21 protein-coding genes and 3 pseudogenes are annotated in these 23,912 nt (G+C 55.5%); 15 read left to right on the forward strand and 9 right to left on the reverse strand.

The features are described from left to right. The 5 genes and pseudogenes from HJC00_RS31435 to HJC00_RS31455 all read right to left on the reverse strand — a co-directional run. A pseudogene (locus tag HJC00_RS31435) lies at nt 1–356 on the reverse strand (transposase); the annotation flags it as partial. Between the two features lie 86 nt (nt 357–442). After that, a pseudogene (locus HJC00_RS31440) lies at nt 443–676 on the reverse strand (transposase); the annotation flags it as partial. Nucleotides 677–1,029: 353 nt separating this feature from the next. Next, a complete protein-coding gene (locus HJC00_RS31445) occupies nt 1,030–1,986 on the reverse strand; it encodes a ketopantoate reductase family protein (RefSeq protein ID WP_221165151.1) in 957 nt (318 codons plus the stop codon). A 27-nt stretch (nt 1,987–2,013) separates the two neighbouring features. Next, on the reverse strand, nt 2,014–3,591 hold the full coding sequence (locus HJC00_RS31450; protein ID WP_221165152.1) for an aminotransferase class I/II-fold pyridoxal phosphate-dependent enzyme: 1,578 nt from the start codon (nt 3,589–3,591) through the stop codon (nt 2,014–2,016). Between the two features lie 369 nt (nt 3,592–3,960). Beyond that, nucleotides 3,961–4,683, reverse strand: coding sequence for a hypothetical protein (locus HJC00_RS31455; RefSeq protein ID WP_221165153.1), 723 nt, complete (start codon nt 4,681–4,683; stop codon nt 3,961–3,963). Between the two features lie 346 nt (nt 4,684–5,029). Between HJC00_RS31455 and HJC00_RS31460 the strand changes: the two genes are divergently transcribed. Then, nucleotides 5,030–5,446 (forward strand): DUF192 domain-containing protein, encoded by a 417-nt coding sequence (locus HJC00_RS31460; RefSeq protein WP_221165154.1) that lies wholly within the window; start codon nt 5,030–5,032, stop codon nt 5,444–5,446. Between the two features lie 125 nt (nt 5,447–5,571). Here HJC00_RS31460 and HJC00_RS31465 read toward each other — a convergent pair whose 3' ends face one another. After that, nucleotides 5,572–6,294, reverse strand: a complete 723-nt coding sequence (locus HJC00_RS31465) for a response regulator (protein ID WP_221165155.1) — start codon at nt 6,292–6,294, stop codon at nt 5,572–5,574. Nucleotides 6,295–6,457: 163 nt separating this feature from the next. Then, complete coding sequence (locus tag HJC00_RS31470; RefSeq protein ID WP_221165156.1) at nt 6,458–7,315, reverse strand: ATP-binding protein; 858 nt, start codon at nt 7,313–7,315, stop codon at nt 6,458–6,460. A gap of 512 nt (nt 7,316–7,827) precedes the next feature. On the opposite strand from HJC00_RS31470, the gene HJC00_RS31475 reads away from it, so the two are divergent. The 12 genes from HJC00_RS31475 (at nt 7,828) to virB11 (ending at nt 19,772) form a co-directional block, all read left to right on the forward strand. Further along, a complete protein-coding gene (locus HJC00_RS31475) occupies nt 7,828–8,868 on the forward strand; it encodes a LacI family transcriptional regulator (RefSeq protein WP_259672355.1) in 1,041 nt (346 codons plus the stop codon). Nucleotides 8,869–9,513: 645 nt separating this feature from the next. Next, the gene (locus tag HJC00_RS31480; protein WP_259672356.1) at nt 9,514–10,443 is read left to right on the forward strand and encodes a lytic transglycosylase domain-containing protein; all 930 of its coding nucleotides are present in this window, start codon (nt 9,514–9,516) and stop codon (nt 10,441–10,443) included. Nucleotides 10,444–10,532: 89 nt separating this feature from the next. Further along, complete coding sequence (locus HJC00_RS31485; RefSeq protein ID WP_221165157.1) at nt 10,533–10,844, forward strand: TrbC/VirB2 family protein; 312 nt, start codon at nt 10,533–10,535, stop codon at nt 10,842–10,844. Between the two features lie 81 nt (nt 10,845–10,925). Next, the gene (locus HJC00_RS31490; RefSeq protein ID WP_221165158.1) at nt 10,926–11,204 is read left to right on the forward strand and encodes a VirB3 family type IV secretion system protein; all 279 of its coding nucleotides are present in this window, start codon (nt 10,926–10,928) and stop codon (nt 11,202–11,204) included. Next, nucleotides 11,197–13,557, forward strand: a complete 2,361-nt coding sequence (locus tag HJC00_RS31495) for a DUF87 domain-containing protein (protein WP_311044207.1) — start codon at nt 11,197–11,199, stop codon at nt 13,555–13,557. The genes HJC00_RS31490 and HJC00_RS31495 overlap by 8 nt, the downstream gene beginning before the upstream one ends. Next, the gene (locus tag HJC00_RS33245) at nt 13,554–13,688 is read left to right on the forward strand and encodes a lipoprotein (protein WP_221110677.1); all 135 of its coding nucleotides are present in this window, start codon (nt 13,554–13,556) and stop codon (nt 13,686–13,688) included. Before HJC00_RS31495 ends, HJC00_RS33245 begins: the two co-directional genes overlap by 4 nt. After that, nucleotides 13,685–14,488, forward strand: a complete 804-nt coding sequence (locus HJC00_RS31505) for a type IV secretion system protein (RefSeq protein ID WP_221165159.1) — start codon at nt 13,685–13,687, stop codon at nt 14,486–14,488. The genes HJC00_RS33245 and HJC00_RS31505 overlap by 4 nt, the downstream gene beginning before the upstream one ends. Continuing rightward, nucleotides 14,451–15,851 (forward strand): type IV secretion system protein, encoded by a 1,401-nt coding sequence (locus HJC00_RS31510; protein ID WP_259672357.1) that lies wholly within the window; start codon nt 14,451–14,453, stop codon nt 15,849–15,851. The genes HJC00_RS31505 and HJC00_RS31510 overlap by 38 nt, the downstream gene beginning before the upstream one ends. Nucleotides 15,852–15,908: 57 nt before the next feature. After that, nucleotides 15,909–16,583, forward strand: a complete 675-nt coding sequence (locus HJC00_RS31515) for a virB8 family protein (protein WP_221165160.1) — start codon at nt 15,909–15,911, stop codon at nt 16,581–16,583. A gap of 26 nt (nt 16,584–16,609) precedes the next feature. Beyond that, a complete protein-coding gene (locus HJC00_RS31520; RefSeq protein WP_221165161.1) occupies nt 16,610–17,386 on the forward strand; it encodes a TrbG/VirB9 family P-type conjugative transfer protein in 777 nt (258 codons plus the stop codon). A gap of 14 nt (nt 17,387–17,400) precedes the next feature. Next, nucleotides 17,401–18,774, forward strand: coding sequence for a TrbI/VirB10 family protein (locus HJC00_RS31525; protein WP_259672358.1), 1,374 nt, complete (start codon nt 17,401–17,403; stop codon nt 18,772–18,774). Beyond that, complete coding sequence (virB11, locus tag HJC00_RS31530) at nt 18,771–19,772, forward strand: P-type DNA transfer ATPase VirB11 (protein ID WP_221165162.1); 1,002 nt, start codon at nt 18,771–18,773, stop codon at nt 19,770–19,772. Before HJC00_RS31525 ends, virB11 begins: the two co-directional genes overlap by 4 nt. A gap of 326 nt (nt 19,773–20,098) precedes the next feature. Here virB11 and HJC00_RS31535 read toward each other — a convergent pair whose 3' ends face one another. After that, nucleotides 20,099–21,304, reverse strand: a complete 1,206-nt coding sequence (locus tag HJC00_RS31535; protein WP_221165163.1) for a hypothetical protein — start codon at nt 21,302–21,304, stop codon at nt 20,099–20,101. A gap of 28 nt (nt 21,305–21,332) precedes the next feature. Here HJC00_RS31535 and HJC00_RS31540 point away from each other — a divergent pair, with 28 nt between their 5' ends. Continuing rightward, nucleotides 21,333–22,031: a hypothetical protein gene (locus HJC00_RS31540; protein WP_221165164.1), complete on the forward strand. Its 699-nt coding sequence runs from the start codon at nt 21,333–21,335 to the stop codon at nt 22,029–22,031. A gap of 455 nt (nt 22,032–22,486) precedes the next feature. Next, nucleotides 22,487–22,972 carry a transposase gene (locus HJC00_RS32925; RefSeq protein ID WP_311044208.1) on the forward strand — a complete coding sequence of 162 codons (486 nt, stop codon included), beginning with the start codon at nt 22,487–22,489 and terminating at the stop codon, nt 22,970–22,972. A 255-nt stretch (nt 22,973–23,227) separates the two neighbouring features. On the opposite strand, the pseudogene HJC00_RS31550 reads toward HJC00_RS32925, so the two are convergent. Further along, nucleotides 23,228–23,662: pseudogene (locus HJC00_RS31550) on the reverse strand (integrase core domain-containing protein); the annotation flags it as partial. Between the last annotated feature and the right edge of the window lie 250 nt (nt 23,663–23,912).

Consider the following 23,912-nt stretch of genomic DNA (forward strand, 5'->3'; position numbering starts at 1 on the left):
CACCCTGTTGCTCCTCGCTCTTCACTGGAACGAAGCGCATCGTCGGCCGCGTCACCGCCTCGCAAATCGCCTCGGCATCTGTCGCGTCGTTCTTCTGCCGCTTCACGTATGGCTTGACGTAAGACGCCGGCATCAGCCGAACCTCGTGACCCAGCGCCATAAGAACCCGAGCCCAGTGGTGTCCAGTCGCGCATGGCCTCGATTCCGATCAGGCATGGCGGCAATGCCTTGAAGAACCCAACGACATCGTCGCGGCGCAGCCGGCGGCGGCTCACCGTCGCGCCGGCACCATTGATCCCGTGAACCTGAAATACATGCTTGGCGATATCCAAACCAATTGTGGTAATCTTCTCCATGGACGGCTCTCCCTTATGTGACTTCGACAGCCACACTTTGGCACATTGCGATGCCGGGAGCGGAGGCCGTCCACCACATCAGGTCACCGTTTGACGGGCTCCAATGCCATCGGTGAGATTGGCGCGGCTTTACTTCCGCGTTTGGCGTTCGTGGCGATATCGGCCAGCAGGAAGAACTTGCGGCGCGAATGTGCCCAGCACAGTGCCTGCGTCGGAGGCGCGGGATCGCGATCGACTTTGAACAGCGGATTGTAGCCGCCATAGGCATTCGCCTACAGAATGCCGGTAAAGGTCTTCAGTTGGCGCTCGGGATGCTCCCGATGGCTTCATCGTCTTTCCGTTCCTTTCCCAGCCAGGAAAACCCACCGAAAACTCTAACCAAAACTTAGTCCAGTTTGAAGGGTGTTCAGATCACAAATTGGGCCGATGCCGCAAGGCATGACCTCAACCCGTGGCCCTGAAAACAGCGCTTACGCATTGTTGGTATCTCTGGCACAGCGGCATTATGCGAAAAGGCAACGCGCCACGGTGTGACGCAGACGGCGCTTACTCGAAGCTTCAAAATTTCGAGGGAGATTCACACCATCGCTCACAGAATTCTCCGCATGAATCATGCAAAGTCGCCGATCAGCAGCGCGAAAGATCCGTGGGGTCGCCCACACGCTTACGAAGGTCAATCTGCTCCATCCGACGCGCGACCGTCAGAAACTGTGGCCACTTCTCTTGGCTGCAACAATCGGACCAGAGTATACAACGCCTCGGTTGCCGGAATGGCAACGTTAAGCCCTCGAGCAATCCTGACAACGGCACCGTTGATCGATTCGATTTCGGTTGGACGTCCAGCGAGAATGTCCTGCAACATGGAGGGCTTGTGGCTGCGTGCATAATCTAAAGCATGATCAAGCGATAAGCGAACCTCATCTTTGAAGATCGGTACGCCGAGGAGGTCGGCCACTGCCAAAACTTCGTCCGCGATCAAATGGGCAAGACGGCGCCCGTTGAAGTCAACCCCGATGTCGCCAACAGGAAGGCGGGTGACCGCACAAAGACTATTCAAAGCCGAATTGAAAGCGGCCTTGTGCCAGATCGCTGACTGTATGTTTGCATCAACGACGCAATGAAAGCTCGCATTGCGAAGCGATTCAACAAACTGGCACAGCACGCTGAGATCTCCTGGCACGATAGTATTGAGTCGGACAGAACCGTCACGATTCGAGTAAACCCTGCCTGGTTCGATGAGATCAGCGGCGATAGTGGTGATCCCTACAACAACCTGGGATGAAGGTACGAATTGCGCCAACTCTTCCGCATTTCCCAGTCCATTCTGGAGGCTGACAACCCTAGTCGCGGGACCGATAATATGGCGCACTGATTTCAGAGCCGCTCGAGTGTTGAGTGTCTTAGTGAGCACGACCACCCAGTCAGCAATTTCCACCGCCCCATCAGGTTTCGATATCGGCACGCGCACGTGGAGTTCGTCGGCATTGCCGCAAATGCATATTCCATCCCTTTCTATTGCTGCAATTTGCACCGGGTCGATATCGATCAGATGAACCCTGTATCCCGATTTTGCGAGGGTTGCTCCAAACAGGCACCCCATCGCTCCGGCACCCAAAACGAGGATAAGCATTGGGCTAGTTCTCGATTCCACGTTTTCTCAAGATGAGGATACCAGAGGCTTTTCAGCTTTGCGCAATTCCGAAATATTGCCGCAGGAAAACGTCTCCACACCTGGTCGATGGCGTCGAATAAGTTCCAAAATTTGATTCTGTTCATTGTGCAGGAACCACTGTTCCAGGTTTCCGTCGGTAACTGGAGCTTTCGTAAGAGGCTTCCAACCAAGCTCGGAGAGCTCTGCGGCGGTATTCGATATATCATTCGTGTGGATCGCGATGTGATGAACTACATCCGCCTCACGTGTCCGCCTCCATCTATCAATCTGATCGCCTGTCACAACGGGAGCCGAAATCACAAGCATGCCTCCTGACCTCAATTTTACGGTGGCAAAATTCATGCTTAGATCCGGCTTGACCTCGTCAAGATGTTCGCAAAAGTCATTTGGCCAGATGCCCGGACCTTCAACGATTGTCCCACCCTCTTGAATAAGATCCTCGACCAGGTTTTCATGTCTCGATCGATCCTTTACCGTGATTGCTATATGGTCGATGCCATAGATTTTGTTGCCTATCCGTGCGGCACGGGCCGCGTTATGCCAGTTTGGTGCGTGGTGGACATCAAATCCTGTCTTAAACAAACCTTGTTTAATCTCGATCGTTGAGTGCATCACCTCATCAAGGATCTCTATGAAATTGCGAATGGCACTCACATTGGGCGTAGAAATTCTAATCCATTCTCTCAACAAAGGGTGACTTTGGGCCTGCACGAGGACGTGTTGACGCTTCAGTTGCTCGGCAAGCCATGTCGCCCCCTCGCCAAAACGAGCAAGTATCCAGTTTCCCGTCGGTCGCATGAAGCGAATCTGTCGTTTACGCAATGAATCGGCCAGCAAATCGCGAGCTGCCACCTGGTCCGCAACGCGATTGCGCACCACCCCGGAGAACCCAGGATCTCCGAGCAATTGTTCGGCTTTCAGGAGACTATGTCCTGCAACGGCGAAAGGCGATACGAAGCGCCTGATACGTTCGATCGACTGCGGCGCGCCGACTGCATAGCCAATACGCAAGCCTGGAAAACCCACCTTGGAAATCGAGCCGATAGACAAAATATTGGGAGTTTGTGCAGCCCAATGGTGAGTACTGGTTCCTAAAAACTCGCGATAGCAATCGTCAACACAAACGAAAACTTCAGGAAACGTGCGGCAAAACTCTTCCAAGAAACCATCTGGGATTGTGTAACCTGTCGGGTTTCCTACGGAACTGAAGAAAACAAGCTGAGCATCGATTGCCGCCTCCATGACAGCGCGTACCGGAAATACATTTTCTTCCAAAGAGAGTGGTATCTTGATCACGCGCCGTTCAGCATTCTGTGCATGCTCAACGTATCTTGGAAAATCAGGATCAAGGACAAGGACAGTGCCCTTCACGGAGCGAACGATCGCGTCGATACCTTGATCGCTGCCAGCAGTAACAAGCAGGTTGTCGCGGGATATACCCAGAGTGCGCGAGAGCGAGATCGTTAACAGACTAGCGTCGGGATAGACGTTATACTCATCGTAGCCGACATCCCATGGCTCGTTAAGATGAAGTCTGAACTCAGAAGCTTTTTCGTAAAGCATGCGATCGCGCCTTTGATTATGCCAGGCCAGGTGAGCTTGGACTTGAAAGGTAGGCAACGTGGGCATTCTGATCAAAATCAACCGCACTAACCGTCTCAGGATAAAAAAGGAGGTATTCTGCTCCCTTCTGTCAGCGCCCAATCAATGCCGGCAATGTGCTGGGCTGAAAGCAGCCAATTATCCGACGTCGGCGCCCCGGGCGAAGTTCTCAGGGTGTAGTTTCGCACCCAGGGCTGGCTAGGCGGTCGACAAACTCCTCCGGGGAGGCGGCAATAGGTGAAATCAACGCGCATTCTTAGATCCTCTCAAATTTCTTTTACGAATCGATCGCCAGCTTGCGGGTATCAGATGCCAGGCTCACGTCCTTCCTCAATCGATCCCGTGTCCATCTGTGCGCGATCGCGATCCAAATAACCGATCGCGGCTTCGAAGTCCTGGACCAGAAGGCTCCTCTGTCACCTTCGCAACTGAGTCCCCATTTGCGAGCGCCGCCCGAGCGCCTCGCCCCCTATAGAGCCGTGTATTTCCGCAATCGTATGGTCTGACTTTATCTCCACGAAGGCGTGGCAGCAGGGCGCTCGGGCGGCCTTGGCGATGTGAAGTCTGAACCTGACTTAATCCGGACTGCTCATCCACATTATTGTCATCGGCCCGAAGCCGCTTGACTCGGCGCTTTGCAAAGGCCTCCGCAAGCGGATCCCCTTGTGCAAGCAGTTGAAAGGCATCGCCTCTTAATCTCAATCTCTTTTGCTCAGTCGGGGTGAATTTGAGCGACAATAACCTTGGATCAATAGTCTTGCTTTCCAAGGCAGGTGAGGTCGAAGGCGTTGCAGGCGTACGGTCGATCATGCCCATATCGGACGCCGTCGGCGTTGACGGCGGCGGCGCCTCCAGTCCGAAAAAATCTTGTGAGTTTGCGAGAGTTCTGCTCGGCTCGTGCGAGTCGCTGGAAGCGTCCGGTCGGTGAATACGATCAAAATATTCGGGGAAATCTTCACCGTCGTCCGCACGCAGATCCAACTCGTTATCTGTATTGGCTCCGGTAGAGCCAAACCCTCTGAAAGCCTCTTTGCTGGTGTCTTTCTCGACCATGTTCTGGCACCTCCAATTCCTGTCGACCAGCCACAATCTCTTGGTTTTCGTCACAGGAATTGGATGCAGTCTCGCTCAACGCGAGTGAAAGGAATATAATTCAAGCGTTTCAATGGTAACAATGCGCTAATTTCCTGATTGGAACCCCGCCAGGGTCGAATTCGTGGCCAGAGTCACTTGCCGCCCTGGTAAGGATTGCAGGATAAGTGGCACGCGCAATCCAAGTCCTTGCATGTTCCAGCTCTCCCGAGCCATATTATCTGCAATCAGGACGATGAAGACCATCATGCATTATTGCGCGGCGAGGAAGCAGCGCAACAATCGGCATTAACCTAGGAGACCTGTGATGTTGTCGACGGCTGTGGCATTGGTCTCATTGCTCGAATCGAATTGTCACATCGCAGCCATCGAGATCGGGAACCGACCATTAAAAATGGAAGTGGCAAACACCTCCGATGAACGCAGCAGGGGACTAATGCGCAGATCGACCCTTGAACCATTCGACGGTATGATATTCGCCTATGATTCCCCTCATCATGTACGCTTCTGGATGAAAGATACTCAGCTCCCGCTTGATATTTTTTTCTTTGATAGTGATGGCCGGCTGGTATCGTTGCACCGCAACGCCACGCCCTTCGACCGAACACCGATCGAAGGCGGGAATAACGTCCAATATGTGGTAGAGGTGGAAGCGGGAAAACAAGTGGAAATATTGGCGGTACATAACCCACTGCTTGAACTAAAGGCTTGCAACAGCCTTTGAGCTGGTATTCTGCTTGCGATGCAAGGAAAGTTGCGACCAAAAGTGACCGATCACTGGCTCATGAGCACTTCCCTTGAGTCGGGAATCGGACGAACCGGTATCGTCACAGCTTTGCCAGCTGCGGGCTAGTCGCGCTCCACAGGAAGTGTGAATACATAACCGCGTCCTCGCTCTGTCACTATCAAGCTTGGCGAGGATACGTCCGGTTCGAGTTTCTTTCGAAGCCTCAATATCTGGACGTCGATGCTCCGGTCGAAAATGTCCTCGTGAACTCGGGTGGATTGCAGCAGATGCTCGCGAGCCAGGGGAACCTGAGGTCTGTCCAGGAAGGCTACGAGCAATGCGTGTTCGCCTTTAGTCAGTGGAACCGCCTCCCCTTTGGGGTTAAGGAGCTCACGTGTCTTTGAGCGAAGTTTCCAGCCGCCAAATCGATATGTAACCCCGCCTTTCTTCCGACGGTTATAATCACTTGCATCTCGCCTCAAAACCGCGTTAATTCGCGCCAGAAGCTCTTGAAGCCCTAAGGGCTTTGTAACGTAATCATCGGCGCCCAGCTCAAGCCCCGCGACACGATCAATCTCCTCCCTGCGATGCCCGCTGGCGATGATTATCGGCACATCGGACCGCTCGCGAAGTTCACGCAGTACCTGAAGCCCGTCTTCAGCACCAAGCAGGAGATCGAGGAGAATCAGATCGGGGGTTCTTGCCTCGACAAAGCGAAGCAATCCTCGGCCGGATGCTAAAGAAAGGACTTTCATACCCTTCTCCCGGAGATATTCTGACACCATGGCAATGACGTCTGTATCATCGTCTACAATCAGAATCGTAGGGGTAGCCTGAACGGACATTAACAGTTCCTCCTATAATTCAGCCAATGGGTGTAACAACAGGTTCTGAGTTTGTCAGTCTTCAAGACTGGAGAGCTATCTGCAGGCCGATTGGACTGCAGCAGGCCGATCTTGCGGTTGGCTGGGATAGCGTGCGTCTTGGATCAGCTATCCATCCTTCAGCTCATCGCCGCGACCGCTTCCCGCGATCGTTGTCGCGATGGAGATCATGAAGGGTGGGCAAGGCCGAGGAGTGTGTTCTCGACATCATCGCTGGTGCGGATTTGCACAAGGGAAAGAAAAGTTCGAACGTTGTCCCGATGCCTTGTCTGCTCTTGACGTTGATGGCCCCATTTAGAGCCTTCACAACCTGTCGCACCAAGGTCAACCCTAGCCCCGAGCCGCCCTCCTCAGATTTCGTCGTGAACAGCGGATCGAATATACGCTTCAAAAACATGTGGGGGATGCCCGAGCCTGTGTCGGTTACACTTAACCGCGCGTACTCGCCGCGATCGAGCCGCCCGCAAGTCGTGTTGCGCGGGGCCGTCTGTTCGAAATTGTCAAGGTTGACAGTAATTGTCCCACACACTGTCATGGCTTCGCCAGCGTTCTTGCAAAGGTTAATGATGGCCTGTTGCAGGTAGATCGCGTTTCCCTCCAGCCAAACCGAACGATTGGGAAGGTTGACCTGGAGCTGAGCATATGGGGGGACGCATATCTGAAGGTCTGACCGGATTTCCTTAATGGCCGCACTGGCATCAAATGAACCATCAGACACGTCATGCCTCGTATCCGAAACAAGAATCAGTTCAACCGCTCGCTTTGCCCGATCGCCAGCACTGCGAATTCGCTCGACGTACACAGGCGACGAAGAGCCTGATCTCAATGCCTCGGCCGCCATCTCCGCATAACCAATTATCGGCACGAGAAGATTGTTGAATTCGTGGGCCAAAATCCCTGCGAGGAAGCGCCCTTCTTCGGATGGCGTTAGAGTCGGCGCAACCTGCGTCCTGGAACGCGGCGTGGGTGAAAAGTTCTTCATATTTTCGTCTCCTGTCGTCATTGTTCCGGTAGACCGGACGCCATCAATGCACTTCAATCGACACATCTTATAATTGCATAGACACTATGTTCGCGCGGCTGAAACTCAACTTTCATTTCTTGTTTCTGTAAGGACAATGAGACTGCCCTCCGCCCAATGGCCGTAGTTGTAACGTTGCACCTAGCGTTTGTCCATATATTTTTCTGCCGATAGTTGATGTTTATCGAAGATACCCTCCACGACGGGTGCCACATACGTCATAAGTCCTTGCTGCGAAACGCTATTTTAACGTGCATACTTGATTGACGTACCTCTGTTTTTGCAAAAGAATGTGGGCAATTATATTGTGCAGCAAGTGATTAACTCCATGTTCAGGTTACCGCTGTAGTCATTCGGGTTCTGCCCCGTAGAGCCGAACTTGCTAACTGGCCGCCGCCGAAACTAGATTGGCTTGATGCGCCGCGCTCCTCGGTTCACCAAAGATCGTCAAAGCTAAAACAAGAGGCCTGCGGTTGTCTCCCTCCGGTACCAATCCAACCTTGAAATCGATGGCCACTGCCTTGGGTCTTGGGATTACGACTGTGGCTCGGGCGTTGAAAGATGATCCGAAAATAAGCGCCAGGACACGGGCATCCGTGCAGGAGATGGCTCGGCAACTCGGCTATCGTCCCAATCGTGCCGGACTGCGATTGCGGACCGGAAAAACCAACGTCATCAGTCTTGTACTCGACACGCACGAGCAGGTAGGCAGTTTCATATCCGAAATGATCTTCGGCATAACGGAGGCCTTGGCCGATACGCCATATCATTTAATAGTGACGCCGTATTCAAGCCAGAAGGATCCAATGAAACCCATCCGCTATCTGGTAGAGACTGCCTCGGTCGACGGCATCATCATCTCCCGAATAGAGCCGGACGACGAGCGTGTAAGATACATGATGGAACACGGAATGCCGTTCGCGACGCATGGGAGGACTTTCGCAGGACTGCAGCATGCCTTCCATGACTTTGACAATGAAAACTTCGCACGAATTGCCGTGCAGCGGTTGGCAAAGCTTGGACGCAAGCGCATAGCGCTTCTGGCCCCGCCCGCGGACTTAAGTTTTCACGATCATATGCGCCGAGGGTTCAAGCTCGGACTGGCTGAGCATGGTTTGGAGGAAGTTCCATTCGACCACGTCACGAACGACAATACGATACAAGAGTTGAGGCAGGCGATAAGAGAAGTCTTCAGACAAAAGACCGCTCCTGACGGCATTATCAATAGCTCTGGCGGGATCAGCGGAACCGGCGGCGCACTGCTTGCGATTGTCGCTGGCCTTGCCGACGCAGGAGCAGTGGCGGGTCGGGAAGTCGATATCGTTACCAAACAATTGTACAAGGACGTACCGTTGGTGAGAGAGGAATATCATATTGTTCACGAAGATGTTCGCGAAGCTGGCAGAGACCTCGCGCGCAGTGTTATCGGGGTCATCGAAGGCGAACCCGTTTCAAGATTTCAGAGACTTGCAGTGCCAGCGGAGGTAATTTGGCACGCGCCGGAAATTCTATAACGGATCCCCGCGGGTGGACTGCTTCATCGACGGATCGCCGATGTTATTTTTTCCCATGAAGTTGATCGGCGGCGGCTGAGCCAATTTTTTCCACGCGCAAGCTCACGATGCGGCGTCAGCATTACGGTATTGCAGTTTATCCTCATCAGTCTCCGTAGCCGCTTGCAGAACCAAGTTAAGCCTGACAGCCAGATTCTGGAATGGTTGCTCGTTTGTACTGCAAAGGAAGGTGTGTCAAAACACCGAGCCGCTGCGGTATCCGGTACGAGTGTAATTGTTGCATCCGTAGTCTGTCCCGACGCCGCCGCTGCAGACCTTCAGGCCGCTTGTCAGTGCCGCGATGCGGTCAATCAGCAGAGAGCGCAAGTCCCGCTTTAATTTACAAGATTTTACGTCGGCCCGGCCGATTGCAAGGACTCTTGAGCTGATGAGCCACCGCTCTGAGTGAAGACGGATTTCCGTAGCGGGGACGCGAGGCCTTTCTCCATTACAATTGCAACGCTGGCGAGCGTTGACATTTTTTGGGGTAACCGCAGTATATATGTGTATTCTTCAAATAAATACGGCGCATCTGGAGCAATATACTATTGGCCAATGCAGCTTTTTTCGAGGAATTTATATTATGACTTCCGGATGGAGGCTAAAATGCAATTTGCTCAAAATTTATATTCAAAGACGACTGTTTTGACAGTTGTCGCCACGCTGGTTGGGCATCCAATTTCCGCCCGCGCAGCAATATTTGAGCAACTTGGTAATGGCATGATCGTACCGATAGGCGGCGTGTCTGCAGACACGCCGCCGAAGGAAACCGGCACCGATCATTCGCCGATATTGGTCCCGGATTTCTCCGGGTCTTCCGTCGCAGCCATGACCGGCTCAGTGTCGGCTACCTCCGTGATTCTGGACGCGCCCGCAATCGCGTACCAGGCTAATGATCCCCCTAGACCAGCAGGTTTAAAGGCAAGGAGGTTTAACGGCCATGAAATGCAATTGCCCAAGCCCCGCTTGTTGTCGACGAAGCTGTCGGCGCGACAAGTTCGGATGCGCAGGCTGACCCTAGAGGTCGGTCTCAGATATGCAGGCGCGGCTGGGGTAGCACATGCTGGGCTGGACAGGGACTCCTTCGTGTCGCTTTTCACGACGATGATTCATCGGGAAAGCAACTTCGACCCGGAGGCCGTATCTTCCGCCGGCGCCAAAGGACTGGGGCAGTTGATGCCGGACACGGCCCGGGAGCTCGGCGTATGCAACCCTTTTTCGGCACGCGATAACCTTGAGGGCGCCGCCCGATACCTTACGGCGATGTTACACCAGTTCGGCTCCCCCGAGCTTGCTCTCGCAGCCTACAACGCGGGTCCGGGCGCCGTGAAGAAATATGGTGATATCCCGCCCTACCGGGAAACACGCCAGTATGTGTCTGACATCTTTAACAGCATGGGCCGTGTGTCGCGTTATGCCGTGCTCGACCCGAAGCTTGTCGGCCCAGCCGCACAAGAAGTCTCGCGCGCGGCTTTCGTTGGCAGCGATGTTCCTGAGATAGCCCGACGCACGGATTGCGAGGCCCTGCAGACATAAAACAGTCGGAAGATCGACAACTGAGACGGGGCACACCTTTCAGGACCTGAAGGCAACAACTCAACCCGACCAACCATGTGAGAAGAACGATGAAATACCTGAAGAAACATCTCCTCAACAAAGATAACCTGAAATTCGTTGCGATGATCGCCGCAGTGATCCTCCTGTCCAGCAATCCAAGTGCTGCGCAGGACTTTTCGGGCGTCGAAACGTTCCTGGACGCCATTGTCAATGCCATCACCGGCCCGATCGGGGTGTCGGTTTCGGCGCTCGCGGTAATCGCCGTCGGCTTCTCCTTCATGACAGGCCGCATGGACTGGACGTTTGCAGTTTCAATCATTCTCGGCATCGCCATCGTTTTTGGCGGCGCAACATTCGTCCAGGGCATTACCGCGAGCTAGCGGACATGCCCGACGCGCCGGGCCCCTTCTCACCCCCTCCCCGCAGGGGCCCGGCGACCCAACTGCACATGGAGTGATCTCATGGTACGTACCCCGCTTTTCATCGGACTGACCCGCGAGGTGAGCTTCGCCGGCCTGCCAATCATGTATCTGGTTGTTCTGATCGGCGTCGTCATGCTCGGTTTCATCATCACGCGCTCCTTCCTATATCTCGTGATCACGGGTGGAGTGGGCTATGTCGCGCTGCGTGGACTCGCAGCCTACGATCCCAAGATCATTAGTGTCTTTATCGCCGCCGTAAAACAGACCCGAATGAGCCCGGCGTTGCTGCGGGGCGAAGGGTTGGTGTATCGTGCTTGAGGCTCCAGCAACCCGCGCGATCCGCAGCATCGCCAGCAAACATGCAAACACGGGCGAATTGCTCGTCAGCGGCCTGCCCTATCTCAGTGTCGTTGACGATGTCACGCTCATGTTGCGCGACGGCGACCTTATGGGTTCGTTTGTCGTCGAAGGCATTAACGCGGATACGGTAGACAGCCGCTATACCGCCGAATTGTGCAACGCCTTTTCACGCTTCATCGCGCAGCAGCGGAACGATGTGGCATACTACGTTCACCGCATATCGGTGGAGACGCGACCAGCCATGCCGCCGGTTGTGGGCCATCCCTTCAACGAGGAGATCGACCGGCGCTGGCAGGAATACCTGCAGATGGTAGGCCTGCGGGACAGGGTGACCGTAGTCACACTCGTCATCCGGCCGCCTCGGAAAATCACCAAGTTCCTGTCGCTGTTCGGTGGCAAGGATGTTCACAGCCGCCACGAAGTGACCGCGCGGGCTCTGCGCCTGGATCAGATGATCAATACCTGCATGGCGGGCATAAGTGAAGCCAGGCCGCACCGGCTTACGGTTTCCGATGGCAGATGGCTCGGCCTGCTGCGCACCCTCGTCGACGGATCGGGCGGTAGCCTTGTTCCGGGAGGCAAATTCCTGCCCGTAGCCGATCTTCTGGCCGGTTCGCAGATTACCTTTCGTGGCCGCGTCTTCGAATGTGAAGGCACGGATCCGGGACGCCGTCGCTATGGAACAATCATTTCCGTTAAGGACTATCCTACCGAAACTTATCCCGGCATCCTCGATCGACTGAACCTGCCCTACGACACCGTCGTCACCCAGAGCTTCACGCCGATTGATCCAATCTCGGCACAAGGCAAGATCGCAAGGGTCAGAAAGCAGATGCGAGCGGCAGAAGACGCCGCGATATCGCTCATGGCTCAACTGGAAGAGGCCGAAGACGACGTCGCCTCAGGTCGCGTGATCTTTGGGGATCACCATTGCAGCGTGGCTGTGTTCTGTGAAAGTTTGAAAGAACTGGATGGTGCAATGGCCTATGTCACGCGGGCCATGCAGGACGCTGGTTCGGCCATCGTCCGCGAGAACTTCGCCGCACGGGCCGTCTACTTTGCGCAGCATCCGGGCAATTTCGCCTACCGGACCCGGCCTGCGATGATCTCATCGCACAACTTCGCGCAGCTTTGTGCCATGCATGGCCAGTCGAAGGGCAGTCCACCGGAAAAATGTCCCTGGGGCGATGCTGTCACCATCATACCCACAGCTCGCGGCGAGACCTACCGCTTCAACTTCCACCTGCCCGGCAAGCCAGGCCAGCGTACCGTCGGACACACGCTCGTTCTGGGACAAACCGGCTCTGGCAAGACGCTCGGCACGGCGTTCCTGATCAGTCAGGCCCAGAGGCTCGGAGCCCGCACTATCCTATTCGACAAGGATAACGGCTTCGAAATGGCGGTGCGCGCAATGGGAGGGCGTTATTCTGCGGTTCGAATGGGGGAGGAAACTGGTTTCAACCCGATGCGAGCGGAGGCTGACAGTCGTGGAGCAGCCTGGCTCACGGACTGGCTGACGGCTCTTGCGGAAAACGATGGCGGAAGACTCAATCCCGTGCAAATTCAGGCACTCAGTGATGCTGTTCAAGCCAATACCACGGCTGATCCCCGACTTCAGAATTTCGAACAATTCCGCAGCCAGCTACGCGCGACTGATGATGAGGGAGACCTTTACAATCGTCTCGGCCGGTGGGACGAGACGGGGCAGTTCGGCTGGCTGTTTGGCGGAAAGAGCCTTGACCCCCTCGCTTTCGACAACCGCCTTACGGCCTTCGACCTTACAGAGATCTTCGACAACGACATCGTTCGCACCGCCTGGCTGAGCTACGTGTTCCGGCGCGTGGAGCGGCTCGTGGAGGACGAACACCCCACGCTGCTCGTCCTGGACGAGGCCTGGAAGCTCCTGGACGATCCATACTTCGAATCTCGATTGAAGGACTGGATGCTGACGATGCGCAAGAAGAACGTCGCCGTCGTCCTCCTCACCCAGCGTGTCTCCCACATCAAGAACAGTGCGGCAGGCGATGCCATCCTTGAAAGCGCGGTCACGCGCCTCGTCTATCCGAGCTCATTCAACACAGAAGATGAACTCGCCCCCCTGCACCTGACGCCGACTGAAAGCGCCTTCCTGCAGATGAGCAACGTCGACAACCATCTCGTGTTGTTCAAATCCGGCAGTGACAGTGTCGTGCTCGACTTGGATCTCGCCGGAATCGGCAAAGGCATCGAGGTGCTCGGTGGTGGCCGCGGCGAAAAGGCTCCGGTCGGCTGGCGTGACCAGCCCGATTTTCAAATGGAGATGCTGCGATGAATAGACTTTTGTTGATCCTGTTGCTGCTCGCCACTCTGAGCTCCTGCCAGTCCGTGCCGGCTGAACGCAAAAATCATTGCGCCTGTCTCTGGGAAGGCGCGATCGGTCTTCCAGAAGGAACGTCTGTATGAAACGACATCTTCGAACCGCGCTCTTCGGCATCTCAATCCTTCTCCTTCAATCTGGCACGACTGCCGTAACAGCGCATGCGCAAGACGCCGTCACCCCGCTGCCCGACCCTGCAGTCGGAACAGTGCCGGCTGGTCCCTCCGAGGCCCAAGAAACACACGACCAGGTTTCCATCGAGCAGATCATGAAGCTCGTCCAGCTCTCCCGGATCATCGGCGGAGGGATCACACAGATGTTCGCAACTGTCCAGAACCAGAAGACGGTGCTTGACAGCATACGCAATGCGCAGACGGGCGCGAAGACCATCCCGCTGATGAATGGGCCGGACGAGGTCGCCGGCCGCGAAGGCGGCGAAGGTCTCAGGGAAATGGCAGACGCCGCCCTGAATGGCGCTGCCGCAGGCCCAGTAGATGTCGTGGCGGCGCTTACCCAGTTTCGTGCCACATTCGGTCTCGACAAGGCGTTCGCTCTCAGGGACGACGAGCTGCCCAGCAAGAAGATGCTCGCGCAGCTCGCCGCCAAAGGTGCAATTGCCGGTTCGGTGGCGGAGAGTTCCTACAAGCGAGCCAATGCCAGCATGAACCGGCTGGACGACTACATAGCGGCCCTTCAGGCGAGCCAGGACCTGAAGACGAGCATCGACATCAACACCCGCTCAGTGATCGAACTCACCCAGCAGATCAATGAAAGCCTGAGAACTCAGTCGGCCATCACCTCTATCGTCAGCAGCTATTTCATGATGCTGGCGAGCGAAGCGAGTACGGATGACTGGATCGAAGGCCTCAAGCATTTCAACAGGTGACGTGATGGGAATTATCCAGTCGATAGGGACTCAGATCGATGCGGCAACGGTGGATTATCTCCAGGCCGTGTTCACGGCCGTTTCAGATCCCGCCAGAAGACTGACAGCATCGATCGGGATCGTGGCGCTGCTTTTCATAGCGCTGAATCATGTATTGCAGGTACAAAGCATAAGCTACTCAAGGTACCTGAGCTGGGGCGTCACATATGTAATGGTGATGAGTTTTGTGACATTCTGGGGCAATTTCAGCCCGGTCTACAACGCCTTGACAAGTGTTACACAAGGTTACTCGAATCTTGTTGTCGAGGCGGTCGCAAAGGACATCGAGACACTCAGGGCAGATATTCTCAATCCGGCAAACATCAGCGGAGCGGGCGAGGCCAAGACCTATGCCGCCATGGACGAGTTCGGTCACGCCATTGTCTGGATCGCCGGAGACTTTTTTCGCGACACATCGATCCTCGACCTCGGAAAGACCTTTCGCAATATCTTCGCCGGGGTTGTCGTGCTCATCGTCGGTGGCATATTCATTGCTGCCTCCGCAGTCATTGTGCTCGTCGCCAAGGTCGGTCTCATCCTGGCTTTGAGCATGGCACCACTCGGCATCATGATGTTCATGTGGGAGAGGACAAGGCAGTATTTCCAGGGCTGGGTGAACTTCCTTATAGGGTTCGCGGTGATACCCCTCCTTCTCGGTTGTCTCATGGCAATCGTTCTATACTTCGCCGGCCATTTGCTTGCGACGTCGGGCGCGAGCAGTCTGGACAAAGACAAGTTCTGGGGCTTCGTCTTCATGATGATAGCTGCGCTCGTCCTGCTGTTCCATATTCCGACGATGGCGCAGACGATCGCGGGCGCCGCTGTGACTGTTGGCGGTGCAAGTCTCTCGAGAGGGCTGACCAGTGCGGCAGGCCGCCTCAGCGGAGCGAGCTCGCTCAAGCAGTATGCGATGAATCTGCCCCCGAGAGCTCTTGGCGCAATGCTCGACCCGCGCAAGCATATCCACGGGGCCGGCAGCGCAATTGCGGCTTATAGAGCTGGTGGGTCGGCGGCCGAGATGCTGAAAACCGGCTTCGCCGCATTCCGGCGGCACTCCAATGAGCGAAAGGAATTCTGGCGAAACCGGCGCGAACAGATGATCATCGGTGGCGGTAGCATGAGCCCCAACCCGGCATTCCGGGCCCGGCAACAGATGTCCGCACGGCCGGCAACCCATCCTGCATCGGCATCAGCTCAGGCGCCTGCAGAACCTGTATTGCCGTCTTCTGGTGCCGCATCACGGCCTGCCGGCAATAAGCAACACCCGCCGCCGACTCCACGCCGCCCTCCCTCCGCCCCGAAGGACGATCCTAAAAAGCCATGACGGAACCGAAATTGGCAGTTCCCAAACTCAATTTGCTCAAGAAAATCGGGGTCGATTATGTCCAGGATGAATATTCAAAATGCATTTGAGGACGAGATGTTCTTTACACTTCGCCAGCAACGCAACACCTGGGCGAAGATCGCGGTAGGATCAATCGGCGTCGCACTGCTTTCGCTCGGTTGCCTAGTTGCCATCCTCCCGCTCAACGAAACGAAGCCATTTGTGGTGATGGTCGACAAGACCACGGGCCAAGCGGAAAAACTGGTGCAGGTTCGGCCGGCCTCCCTCGATCAACAGGATGCAGTACTGCAGGCCGAGCTGGTTTCCTATGTGGTCGATCGCGAAACCTACGACCAGGCCGACAACAGCACTCGCATTCCGGACGTCATGTTGCGATCAAAGGATAATGCAGCCGAAACGTTGGCGCAGCTTTGGACATCGAGCTCGCCTCAATATCCGCCTACGATCTACGGAAACGAGGTGCGCATCCGTGTCACCGTAAAGTCTATCTCGATAAGCCCGGCTACCCGTCGCAACACGCCTGACCTCGCGCGGGTGCGTATCACCAAGTACCGCGAGGAAAAGGGTCGCGCAACAGCAGAACGCAGCTTCGTGGCGACAATAGGCTATTCGTTTCAGCCAAAGGAGAATGCAAAGCTCGAGGAGGTCTGGAAAAATCCCCTCGGCTTTAGCGTTCTGTCCTACCGGATCGATGCCGAAACTACCGGCTAAATTCCGATTTTAAAGGAACCCAGATCATGTTTAAGCAAATTGCAGTCCTGCTGCTCCTGAGTGGCAGAGCGGCCTTCGCTGATCAGGCGCCCTCCGCCGCTCCTGTGCGCGTTGTGACGCCGACGCCATCCGCAGCAGCAGCTATCGCCGATCCGCGGATCCGACGCTACGTTTACAACGAGAACAGCGTCTACCGACTCGATCTTTATCTCAAATCAGTCACTGCGCTGCAATTTTCTCCGGGTGAAGAGGTCGAGTCGATTCTCATAGGCGACAGTGCTTCCTGGGAAGTGGTCAAGCTGAAGGCCGGTAACGTGGTGAGCGTCAAACCGACGCTCCCGTCCACTTCCACCAACATGACGATCTACACTGACAGGCGGGTCTATACCTTCGAACTGCGCTCCGTTGGCGAATTCGCTTCCGGTGCCACCGCCGCTCCCCTGTTCCGATCGGTCTTCACCTATCCTGCGGACCGGAAACCGAAACAAGACAACGACGACACGTTCAAACCGGACAGCCTCCGAGCCGACTACATGTTCTCCGGCAATGCCCCGTTTCGCCCGCGCTGGGCTCAGGACAACGGCCGGCAGACGATGTTTTTTCTCTCTGAAGGTGCTCCTCGGCCGGCTGTCTTCAAGGTCGCAGCCGACAATAAGGAGCAACTGGTCAATTCCCGCACAAAGGGAAATCAGATCATCGTCGATGGAACGAGCGACTATTGGATCCTGCGGATCGGCGACCAGTCAGTGTGTGTCGGCCGTGCCAGTGCTGTGAAGGTCAACAGGAATGTCACCGTTAACTGACAGGAAGGCCATACATGTCGGACAATGATCACAACACCGATCGCCATTCACAGGGCGGAACAGAGGTGGAAAACCACGACCATGATGACGGTGATCGCAACCTTCTCGTCGATGCCCGACGTGCGCGCCAGACGGGCCGCTCGGGCCGGACGACAAATGCCCGCCTCATCATGTCAGCAGGTCTGATTGGGGGGGCTGTGGTGTTGTTTGTTGCAATCACCGGGCCGGCAGGGGCTTTGAAAGCGTTTGGGATTGGCCGTGACGATGGTCCGCGAACTTCCAGGGTCGACATGGAAGTAGAAAGAGACTCCCATCAGCCTGTCCATCTCGATTTCGCGGTGCCGGCGAGCCCCGAGCCGAAGGAGAAGGAGGACCCAAATGCTGCCTGGAACGCGAAGATCAAGGCGCTGCAGGACCAGATCGCCGAGCTAGAGCGCAGGAAGCAAAGCGGCGTCTCCTCCGGAGAAATCGAGGCATTGATCGCCCGCTATAACGAGAGCATGAAAAAGGAGCTCGAGGGTGAACGAAAGGCGATGGCTGAAGAAAACGCCCGCCTGAGGGCCGTCGCCGAGCAAGCAGAAGAAGAGCGCCGACGCGCGGAGGAAGCTGCGAAACTGCAATCTGGCGAGACTAAGGAACGCCAGAAGCTCGCCAAGATGCAGCGGGAGTCGGCGTCGGTGGTGGTTGACGATGCCGACGGGCCTGCCGGCGGAACCATCGATGGCGAGCAGTCGCAGGCTGACCTAGACCAGAACGAACGGTTCCTTAAATCGGCAGCCAGCAGCACATTTCAAACATCTGTCTCGCGGCAACTTGCGGATCCGTCACGTACCGTCGTGCAGGGCACGATCATTTCCGCGGTGCTCGAAACCGCAATTGACACCGAGCTCCCTGGCAACATTCGTGCTCAGGTGATGGAGGCGGTTTACTCCTTCGATGGCACTCACGTAATGATGCCTTCGGGAACGATCCTGATCGGCCAGTTCAACAACGACCTGAACCTTGTTCAGAAACGGGTCCTGATCGCTTGGAACCGCGCGATCACGCCATCGGGACAATCGATTGCGCTTGGCTCCACCGGTGCCGACAAACTCGGCCGGTCGGGCACGGAGGGCAATGTCGACAATCGTTACGGTACAAAATTTGGCGCGGCCATCCTGGTCAGCGCGATCACCGCCCTCCCCTCCATGCTGTCCAATCGCGGCAGCAAATCGGATTCGGGCACGACCATTAATGTCGGCGGCCAGATGGCCGGTCAGATGACCGGCTCAGCAAGCAGTCAGGCGAGCGGCGTCCTTGATAAATACCTTAGCCTGCCACCGGTCATCCGAATTCCTCAGGGTGAGGAGATCCGCGTCTTCGTCAATCGGGACCTTGTATTCAGATGAACCATCTCCAGCAAAGTCGCGAAATTTCCTACGTGGAGCAATATCTGAGTCCACTCAGGGATTATCTGATTGACGACCGTATCAACGAGCTTGTCATCAACCCCAATGGGTCGATCTTCGTCGAGGCCGCAGGCGCCGAACACATGCACGAGATCGACGTGACACTGTCGTCGCATGCCATCAAGCGTCTCGGCGCGCAGCTGGCCGGGGAGACCCGCAACACGCTTGGCGCCCTGCACCCGATTGTCTCTGGCCGAGTTATGGTCTGGGGGCATCCCCAGCGCGTGCAGATCGTCGTCGAACCAGCGATCGAACACGGGGTCTCGCTGTCGATCCGCAAATACCTGACCCGCGCTCTGGCGACAAAGGATATCGGCTTTGTCAATGGCGGTCAGATTCGGGTAGACGAGGAGCGTCGTCTGCGACACAAGGCGATTGCAAAAATGGCGCGCGACGGCGACCTGCAGGGCCTGTTCCGGCAGGCGATCGATGAGAGGTTCAACGTATTGATCTCCGGCGGCACCTCCTCGGGCAAAACCACGGTGGCGCGCTCGCTGATTTCGATGATGGACCACAACGAGCGCTTGATCACCATCGAGGATGCACAGGAACTCTTTCCTCCCCATCGAAACCAGGTGGCGCTGATTTCCGACCGTAAGGAAAAGTCAGCGCGAATGCCGTCGAAGCTGCTGGAAAGCTGCCTGCGCATGCGACCCGACCGCATCATCGTCGGGGAAATCCGCGGAGTTGAGGCCTATGACTTCCTAGAAGCGATCAATACCGGCCACCCCGGCGCTATCACCACAATCCATGCCGACAGCCCGGGGCTTGCCTTCGATCGCCTAGCCCTGATGGTAATGCGTTCAGGTGTGAGGTTGACTCACGGAGAGGTCGTCACATACGCAAAGCGTACGATCGACCTCGTCGTTCAGGTCGGACGACGCAATGGTTCGCGGGGCGTGCTCGAGATATATTTGCCGTCACAGGACCAAGGCTAAAAGAGCAATCGGGCCCAAAGCAAGCCGCCGGTCAGCGGCCGCCATTCGCTGCAGCCGGCATTGATTCAATCGCATCCTTGGCCGAAGCTGAAACATCCATCTGCACCGCGTACAGGCGGCTCGGAGCTGTCCCGCCAGTTTATGCTCGACCGGTCGTTGCGGGGGCTCGGACGAGCAGCTTGAAAGCCTTGTTCCGGGGAAATTTCTTGCTCTTTGATCAATAATGAACTTGAACCACAACCTAGAGTGACCGGACATCATGAACCTCGCCAGCCCTCGGATGCTGGCATCAACAGAAGAATCCATAGTGGTTGACTTCGCTGACTTTATCGCGCCCAGTCATCTCGCTCCCGGACTGTGTTCATCAAGGCTTCGCGCGCTGCATCAGTTCCCCTCCGGGCAGAGCGCGCTACCGCAGATACGCCCTCTACAGCCGTTCTAATATCTGGCTCATCGATGCTGATGATCAACTCGCTAAACAACTCTGTTGTGCCGCTTATTCCGCCCTCTATCGGAACCTCACGAGGTTTACCTTTTTCAACAGTACTTAACGCTGCGACCAACGCCCGCCCCTCGACGCTGTCGGATTCCGTTAATGTTCTGATTTGGTCCCTGTATTCGGGCCGAATCTCCCCATCAATAACTCTTGCAATAGCGAGTGCCGGAGCATTGCGACCGTGCTCTGCACCAAATTCTGTCGGTTTGCCAATAAATCTCAAAGATTCTCGAACGACAAAATCAGTTCCCAAAGGAGACTTCTTATCTACATGGTCGGCAATGACAGCAAGTGCGCCGTGCGGATCAAAGAGATCATCAATACTCGTGCGGACCATTTCTGCTAGTCTAAAGTCTTCCTTGAGCAAAGACGGCTTGCAAGCAATGATAGCGTTACTGAATTCAATGCGCCTCTGCCGGTTCACGTCGCTAAAGAGAACATGTCGGATTTGCTGGCGTGCGTCCGAGTCGATGTCATGGTACCTTATGGCAAGCACTCTCGCGGCAGGATTGAGATTATCAGGCCAGACGCTATGTCCCTTAAAGTTGTCTAAGGCCTCGCGATCCATTTTGGCGGCCTCCTCCTTCGTAAGGAAATCTGCTTGCGTAGCAATGTTGGCGTAGCCTTCCATTCTTTTCTTATCGTCTTCTGCTGAAGCAATGCCTCGGAAGACTTGCGACCTCTTTTCGGGGGAAAGAGATCTGATGATCTCCGATACTGCGTCAGTTTGGTATTCAAACAGGCGTTTATCGTTGCCGGAAAATTTGTCACCGGGAAAATAAGCCTCAACCACAGCCTTGGACATAAGTATGTCGCGATCTAGATTTTCCTTGTAATCTCGCATGGCCTTCGTAGCGTTTGTCACCTTATTAAGATGGCGACTGGTGAGCGACAGGCTCAGGTGGGTTTTGTACGCCCTCCAAGTATCTGAATCAGATACCGCATGGACGATGATGTTATGCAATGTTTCGCTTGGCAAGTCCTGCAGAGTCCTGACGCCCGTGGACTTCACATCGTTTTGTCTCACCTTAGTCATGGCACCCTCATTTGAAAGTTGAGATGGCATGTTGGCGGATTCACAGGGCTTGGCAAATGGTCTTGTGTTACGAGTGAAACATCTGGAATGCGTTTTTACAGACTTTGTCGAAATCCAACCGGCTTGCTCCGCAGGTAACGGTCCCCCGAGCGCCGTCGTTCTCTCGTCAGTCCGCGATTTGTCAATTGCCTCCCGCCTCTGCAGGTCGATGATTCAAGGAGTGCCTGCTGGGGAAGGAGAAGTTCGCCTCTTCGGCGAGGTCAACAGAGAGCGCATTGGAACGCGGCCCGCGAATTTTCAGGAACAAGCGAGTGACATTTCGGTAATTTTCGCGCAAAGATTGCTGACGTTGTCGTATTCAAATGACTGCGTGAGCACTTTAGCAGGCGCGAAGCCTTCGATTTCAAATGAAACCCATCAACGCTGGAAGATCGAAATCGACGACAGCATAACAAGCGAACGGTCCGTGTTAACCGGACGCGATAGAGATGGTGGATGCAGTGGTTTTTCCGGTTTCACGCTGCGGCTTAACGAATTGGCACTCGAGCACCCGACCTATCCGGACCGTCCACGACAGCTGACAGAGAACTATTGCTCCTACGGGCATTTTTGGATGAAGGATTCCGCATTTCGCCTTGAAGGCGCCTATCAGGGAGGCGCAGTCTTCGAGTCTGTGAAGCACGAGGTTGTGCAACAACGCCGGGGAAGCCGCTTGCTGCTTGCATAAATGCCGGGCCGCCGCTCAAGAACGCGCGAGGTATTGCCAGTCAGAAGAGCACTGGATGGAGATCCCCAAATCTTCAGGAACAAGATGACCTTGCCCTGTTTCCCGTCGAGGCCGACGTGTGCGGACAGATCGCATCGATGTTGAAGCGATGGTGTTTACCCTAAAGGCCTATCTGCTCGGAGATAGGTCGGTTTGCCGCCCGGTGCGGCTACCCAGCATCGATGAAGAGGACGCCAAACGCCTCTCCCGAGAACGTACCCACTTGAAGAAGGAGCGCACGCGCCACGTCAATTGCATTCGCGCCTTGTTGGTACTCCACGGTATTCGCTCGGTTCCCGGTCTTTGGGGAGGGCGCTGGAAGGAAGTGCTTTCGAATATCCGAACTGGCGACGGCAGGGGAACTGGGCCGGTTCATCTTCCGTGAGCTGTGCCGCCAGTTCGAACGTCTAGACCTCGTGCATTCGCAACTCAAGGCTCTGGAGAAAGAACGCATTCAGGCTTGCGCATCCGAAGGAGAGATCGATAACGGCGCCAAGATCAGAGTTCTGAAGCAGCTCGATGGCATCGGCGAAACCGGCGCTGCACACTTGGTCGCCGAAGTGTTCCATCGAACATTTAAGAACCGCAAGCATCTGGCCTCTTACCTCGGACTGTCTCCCAGCCCCTATTTCAGTGGAGAGGTGCATCGAGATCAGGGCATCAGCAAAGCGGGCAACAAACAAGCACGCGTGACGCTGATCGAACTGGCTTGGTGTTGGCTCAAGTACCAACCACAAAGCCAGCTCACGCAATGGTATCGCTCCCGCTTCTCGGGGCATGGAGGTCGTTCTGGAAAGGTCGGAATAGTCGCTTTGGCCCCCAAACTTGCAATAGCATTCTGGCGGTTTATCGAAGACGGTGTGGTGCCCGAAGCGGCCACTCTATCTATCGCCGCCAAATAAGGGTTCAACCGCCGACGGGCAGTTGAGAGGAAGCGTGGCTAACGTGCGTAGAGATGGAAATCACACGCCGAGTTGTAGTTTGGTACCGCGTTTCGAAGCAGGCGTTTGGCCACCATGAATCGGGATTATGGTCGGAGGCAGCTGCCTCAGCCGGATATAAGTGGAGGCACCAACGGGTGCCGGATTGCCAGACGACTGCGAACAACCGATGGAAGGCAATCTTGGGAGGGATGACGATGGATTGACAAACGCCGCTTCATACAAGTCTCTACGCCAATCCTCCGTCTTTTCGCGGGCATCCGCAAGGATCAGAAACCAGTGTTGGTTCAGGCATTCGGCGCGGAAGCGGCCGTTGAACGCTTCTATAAAGGCGTTGTCGGTCGGTTTTCCAGCGCGTGAGAAGTCCAACGTTACGCCCTTGGCATAGCCCAGAGATCGAGATCGCGAGACACGAACTCGGTCCCCTGATCGACGTGGATCGAGCACCGGCACATAGCGTGAGAAGGTATCCACCACTGTGAGCACCCGCAGTTTCTTGCCGATCGCGAGTTGGTCGTGAACGAAGTCCATAGCCCAGACATCGTTCGGACCGACTGCCATTTGCCGATCTTCCCTCAGCTTGGCTTTGACCCGGCGTTTCGGTGTCTTATTACGCAATTGCAGGCCCAAGTCCCTGTAAATGCTGTAGGTCCACAACGTCGATCCATTCGACTGGCTTTCCATGGCCTTGAACCGCACCGCCCAAGGCTGGCCAGTATCGATGTCGATGCGCCTACGCTTTGAACCTCAGGCCTGACGTTAACCGGTTAACCGCTCACGTCCGGCTGTATTGCAGCTGTAATGCGAAAGCATTTGCTCAACGTTCGCGGATCCATCAGTTTCGACTCGTTTTTTATTTCACTAGTGAGGCGTGTCATGACCGAAGACCGCGAAAACAGAC

Source organism: Rhizobium sp. NLR22b (assembly GCF_019685295.1).
Classification (GTDB): Bacteria; Pseudomonadota; Alphaproteobacteria; order Rhizobiales; family Rhizobiaceae; genus Rhizobium.

What these genes read in the sequence shown, in the direction of transcription:
- HJC00_RS31445 (WP_221165151.1), bottom strand. Translation starts at nt 1,986, where the DNA reads ATGCTTATCCTCGTTTTGGGTGCCGGAGCGATGGGGTGCCTGTTTGGA.
- HJC00_RS31450 (WP_221165152.1), bottom strand. Translation starts at nt 3,591, where the DNA reads ATGCTTTACGAAAAAGCTTCTGAGTTCAGACTTCATCTTAACGAGCCA.
- HJC00_RS31455 (WP_221165153.1), bottom strand. Translation starts at nt 4,683, where the DNA reads ATGGTCGAGAAAGACACCAGCAAAGAGGCTTTCAGAGGGTTTGGCTCT.
- HJC00_RS31460 (WP_221165154.1), top strand. Translation starts at nt 5,030, where the DNA reads ATGTTGTCGACGGCTGTGGCATTGGTCTCATTGCTCGAATCGAATTGT.
- HJC00_RS31465 (WP_221165155.1), bottom strand. Translation starts at nt 6,294, where the DNA reads ATGTCCGTTCAGGCTACCCCTACGATTCTGATTGTAGACGATGATACA.
- HJC00_RS31470 (WP_221165156.1), bottom strand. Translation starts at nt 7,315, where the DNA reads ATGAAGAACTTTTCACCCACGCCGCGTTCCAGGACGCAGGTTGCGCCG.
- HJC00_RS31480 (WP_259672356.1), top strand. Translation starts at nt 9,514, where the DNA reads ATGCAATTTGCTCAAAATTTATATTCAAAGACGACTGTTTTGACAGTT.
- HJC00_RS31485 (WP_221165157.1), top strand. Translation starts at nt 10,533, where the DNA reads ATGAAATACCTGAAGAAACATCTCCTCAACAAAGATAACCTGAAATTC.
- HJC00_RS31490 (WP_221165158.1), top strand. Translation starts at nt 10,926, where the DNA reads ATGGTACGTACCCCGCTTTTCATCGGACTGACCCGCGAGGTGAGCTTC.
- HJC00_RS33245 (WP_221110677.1), top strand. Translation starts at nt 13,554, where the DNA reads ATGAATAGACTTTTGTTGATCCTGTTGCTGCTCGCCACTCTGAGCTCC.
- HJC00_RS31505 (WP_221165159.1), top strand. Translation starts at nt 13,685, where the DNA reads ATGAAACGACATCTTCGAACCGCGCTCTTCGGCATCTCAATCCTTCTC.
- HJC00_RS31510 (WP_259672357.1), top strand. Translation starts at nt 14,451, where the DNA reads ATGACTGGATCGAAGGCCTCAAGCATTTCAACAGGTGACGTGATGGGA.
- HJC00_RS31515 (WP_221165160.1), top strand. Translation starts at nt 15,909, where the DNA reads ATGTCCAGGATGAATATTCAAAATGCATTTGAGGACGAGATGTTCTTT.
- HJC00_RS31520 (WP_221165161.1), top strand. Translation starts at nt 16,610, where the DNA reads ATGTTTAAGCAAATTGCAGTCCTGCTGCTCCTGAGTGGCAGAGCGGCC.
- HJC00_RS31525 (WP_259672358.1), top strand. Translation starts at nt 17,401, where the DNA reads ATGTCGGACAATGATCACAACACCGATCGCCATTCACAGGGCGGAACA.
- virB11 (WP_221165162.1), top strand. Translation starts at nt 18,771, where the DNA reads ATGAACCATCTCCAGCAAAGTCGCGAAATTTCCTACGTGGAGCAATAT.
- HJC00_RS31535 (WP_221165163.1), bottom strand. Translation starts at nt 21,304, where the DNA reads ATGACTAAGGTGAGACAAAACGATGTGAAGTCCACGGGCGTCAGGACT.
- HJC00_RS31540 (WP_221165164.1), top strand. Translation starts at nt 21,333, where the DNA reads ATGTTGGCGGATTCACAGGGCTTGGCAAATGGTCTTGTGTTACGAGTG.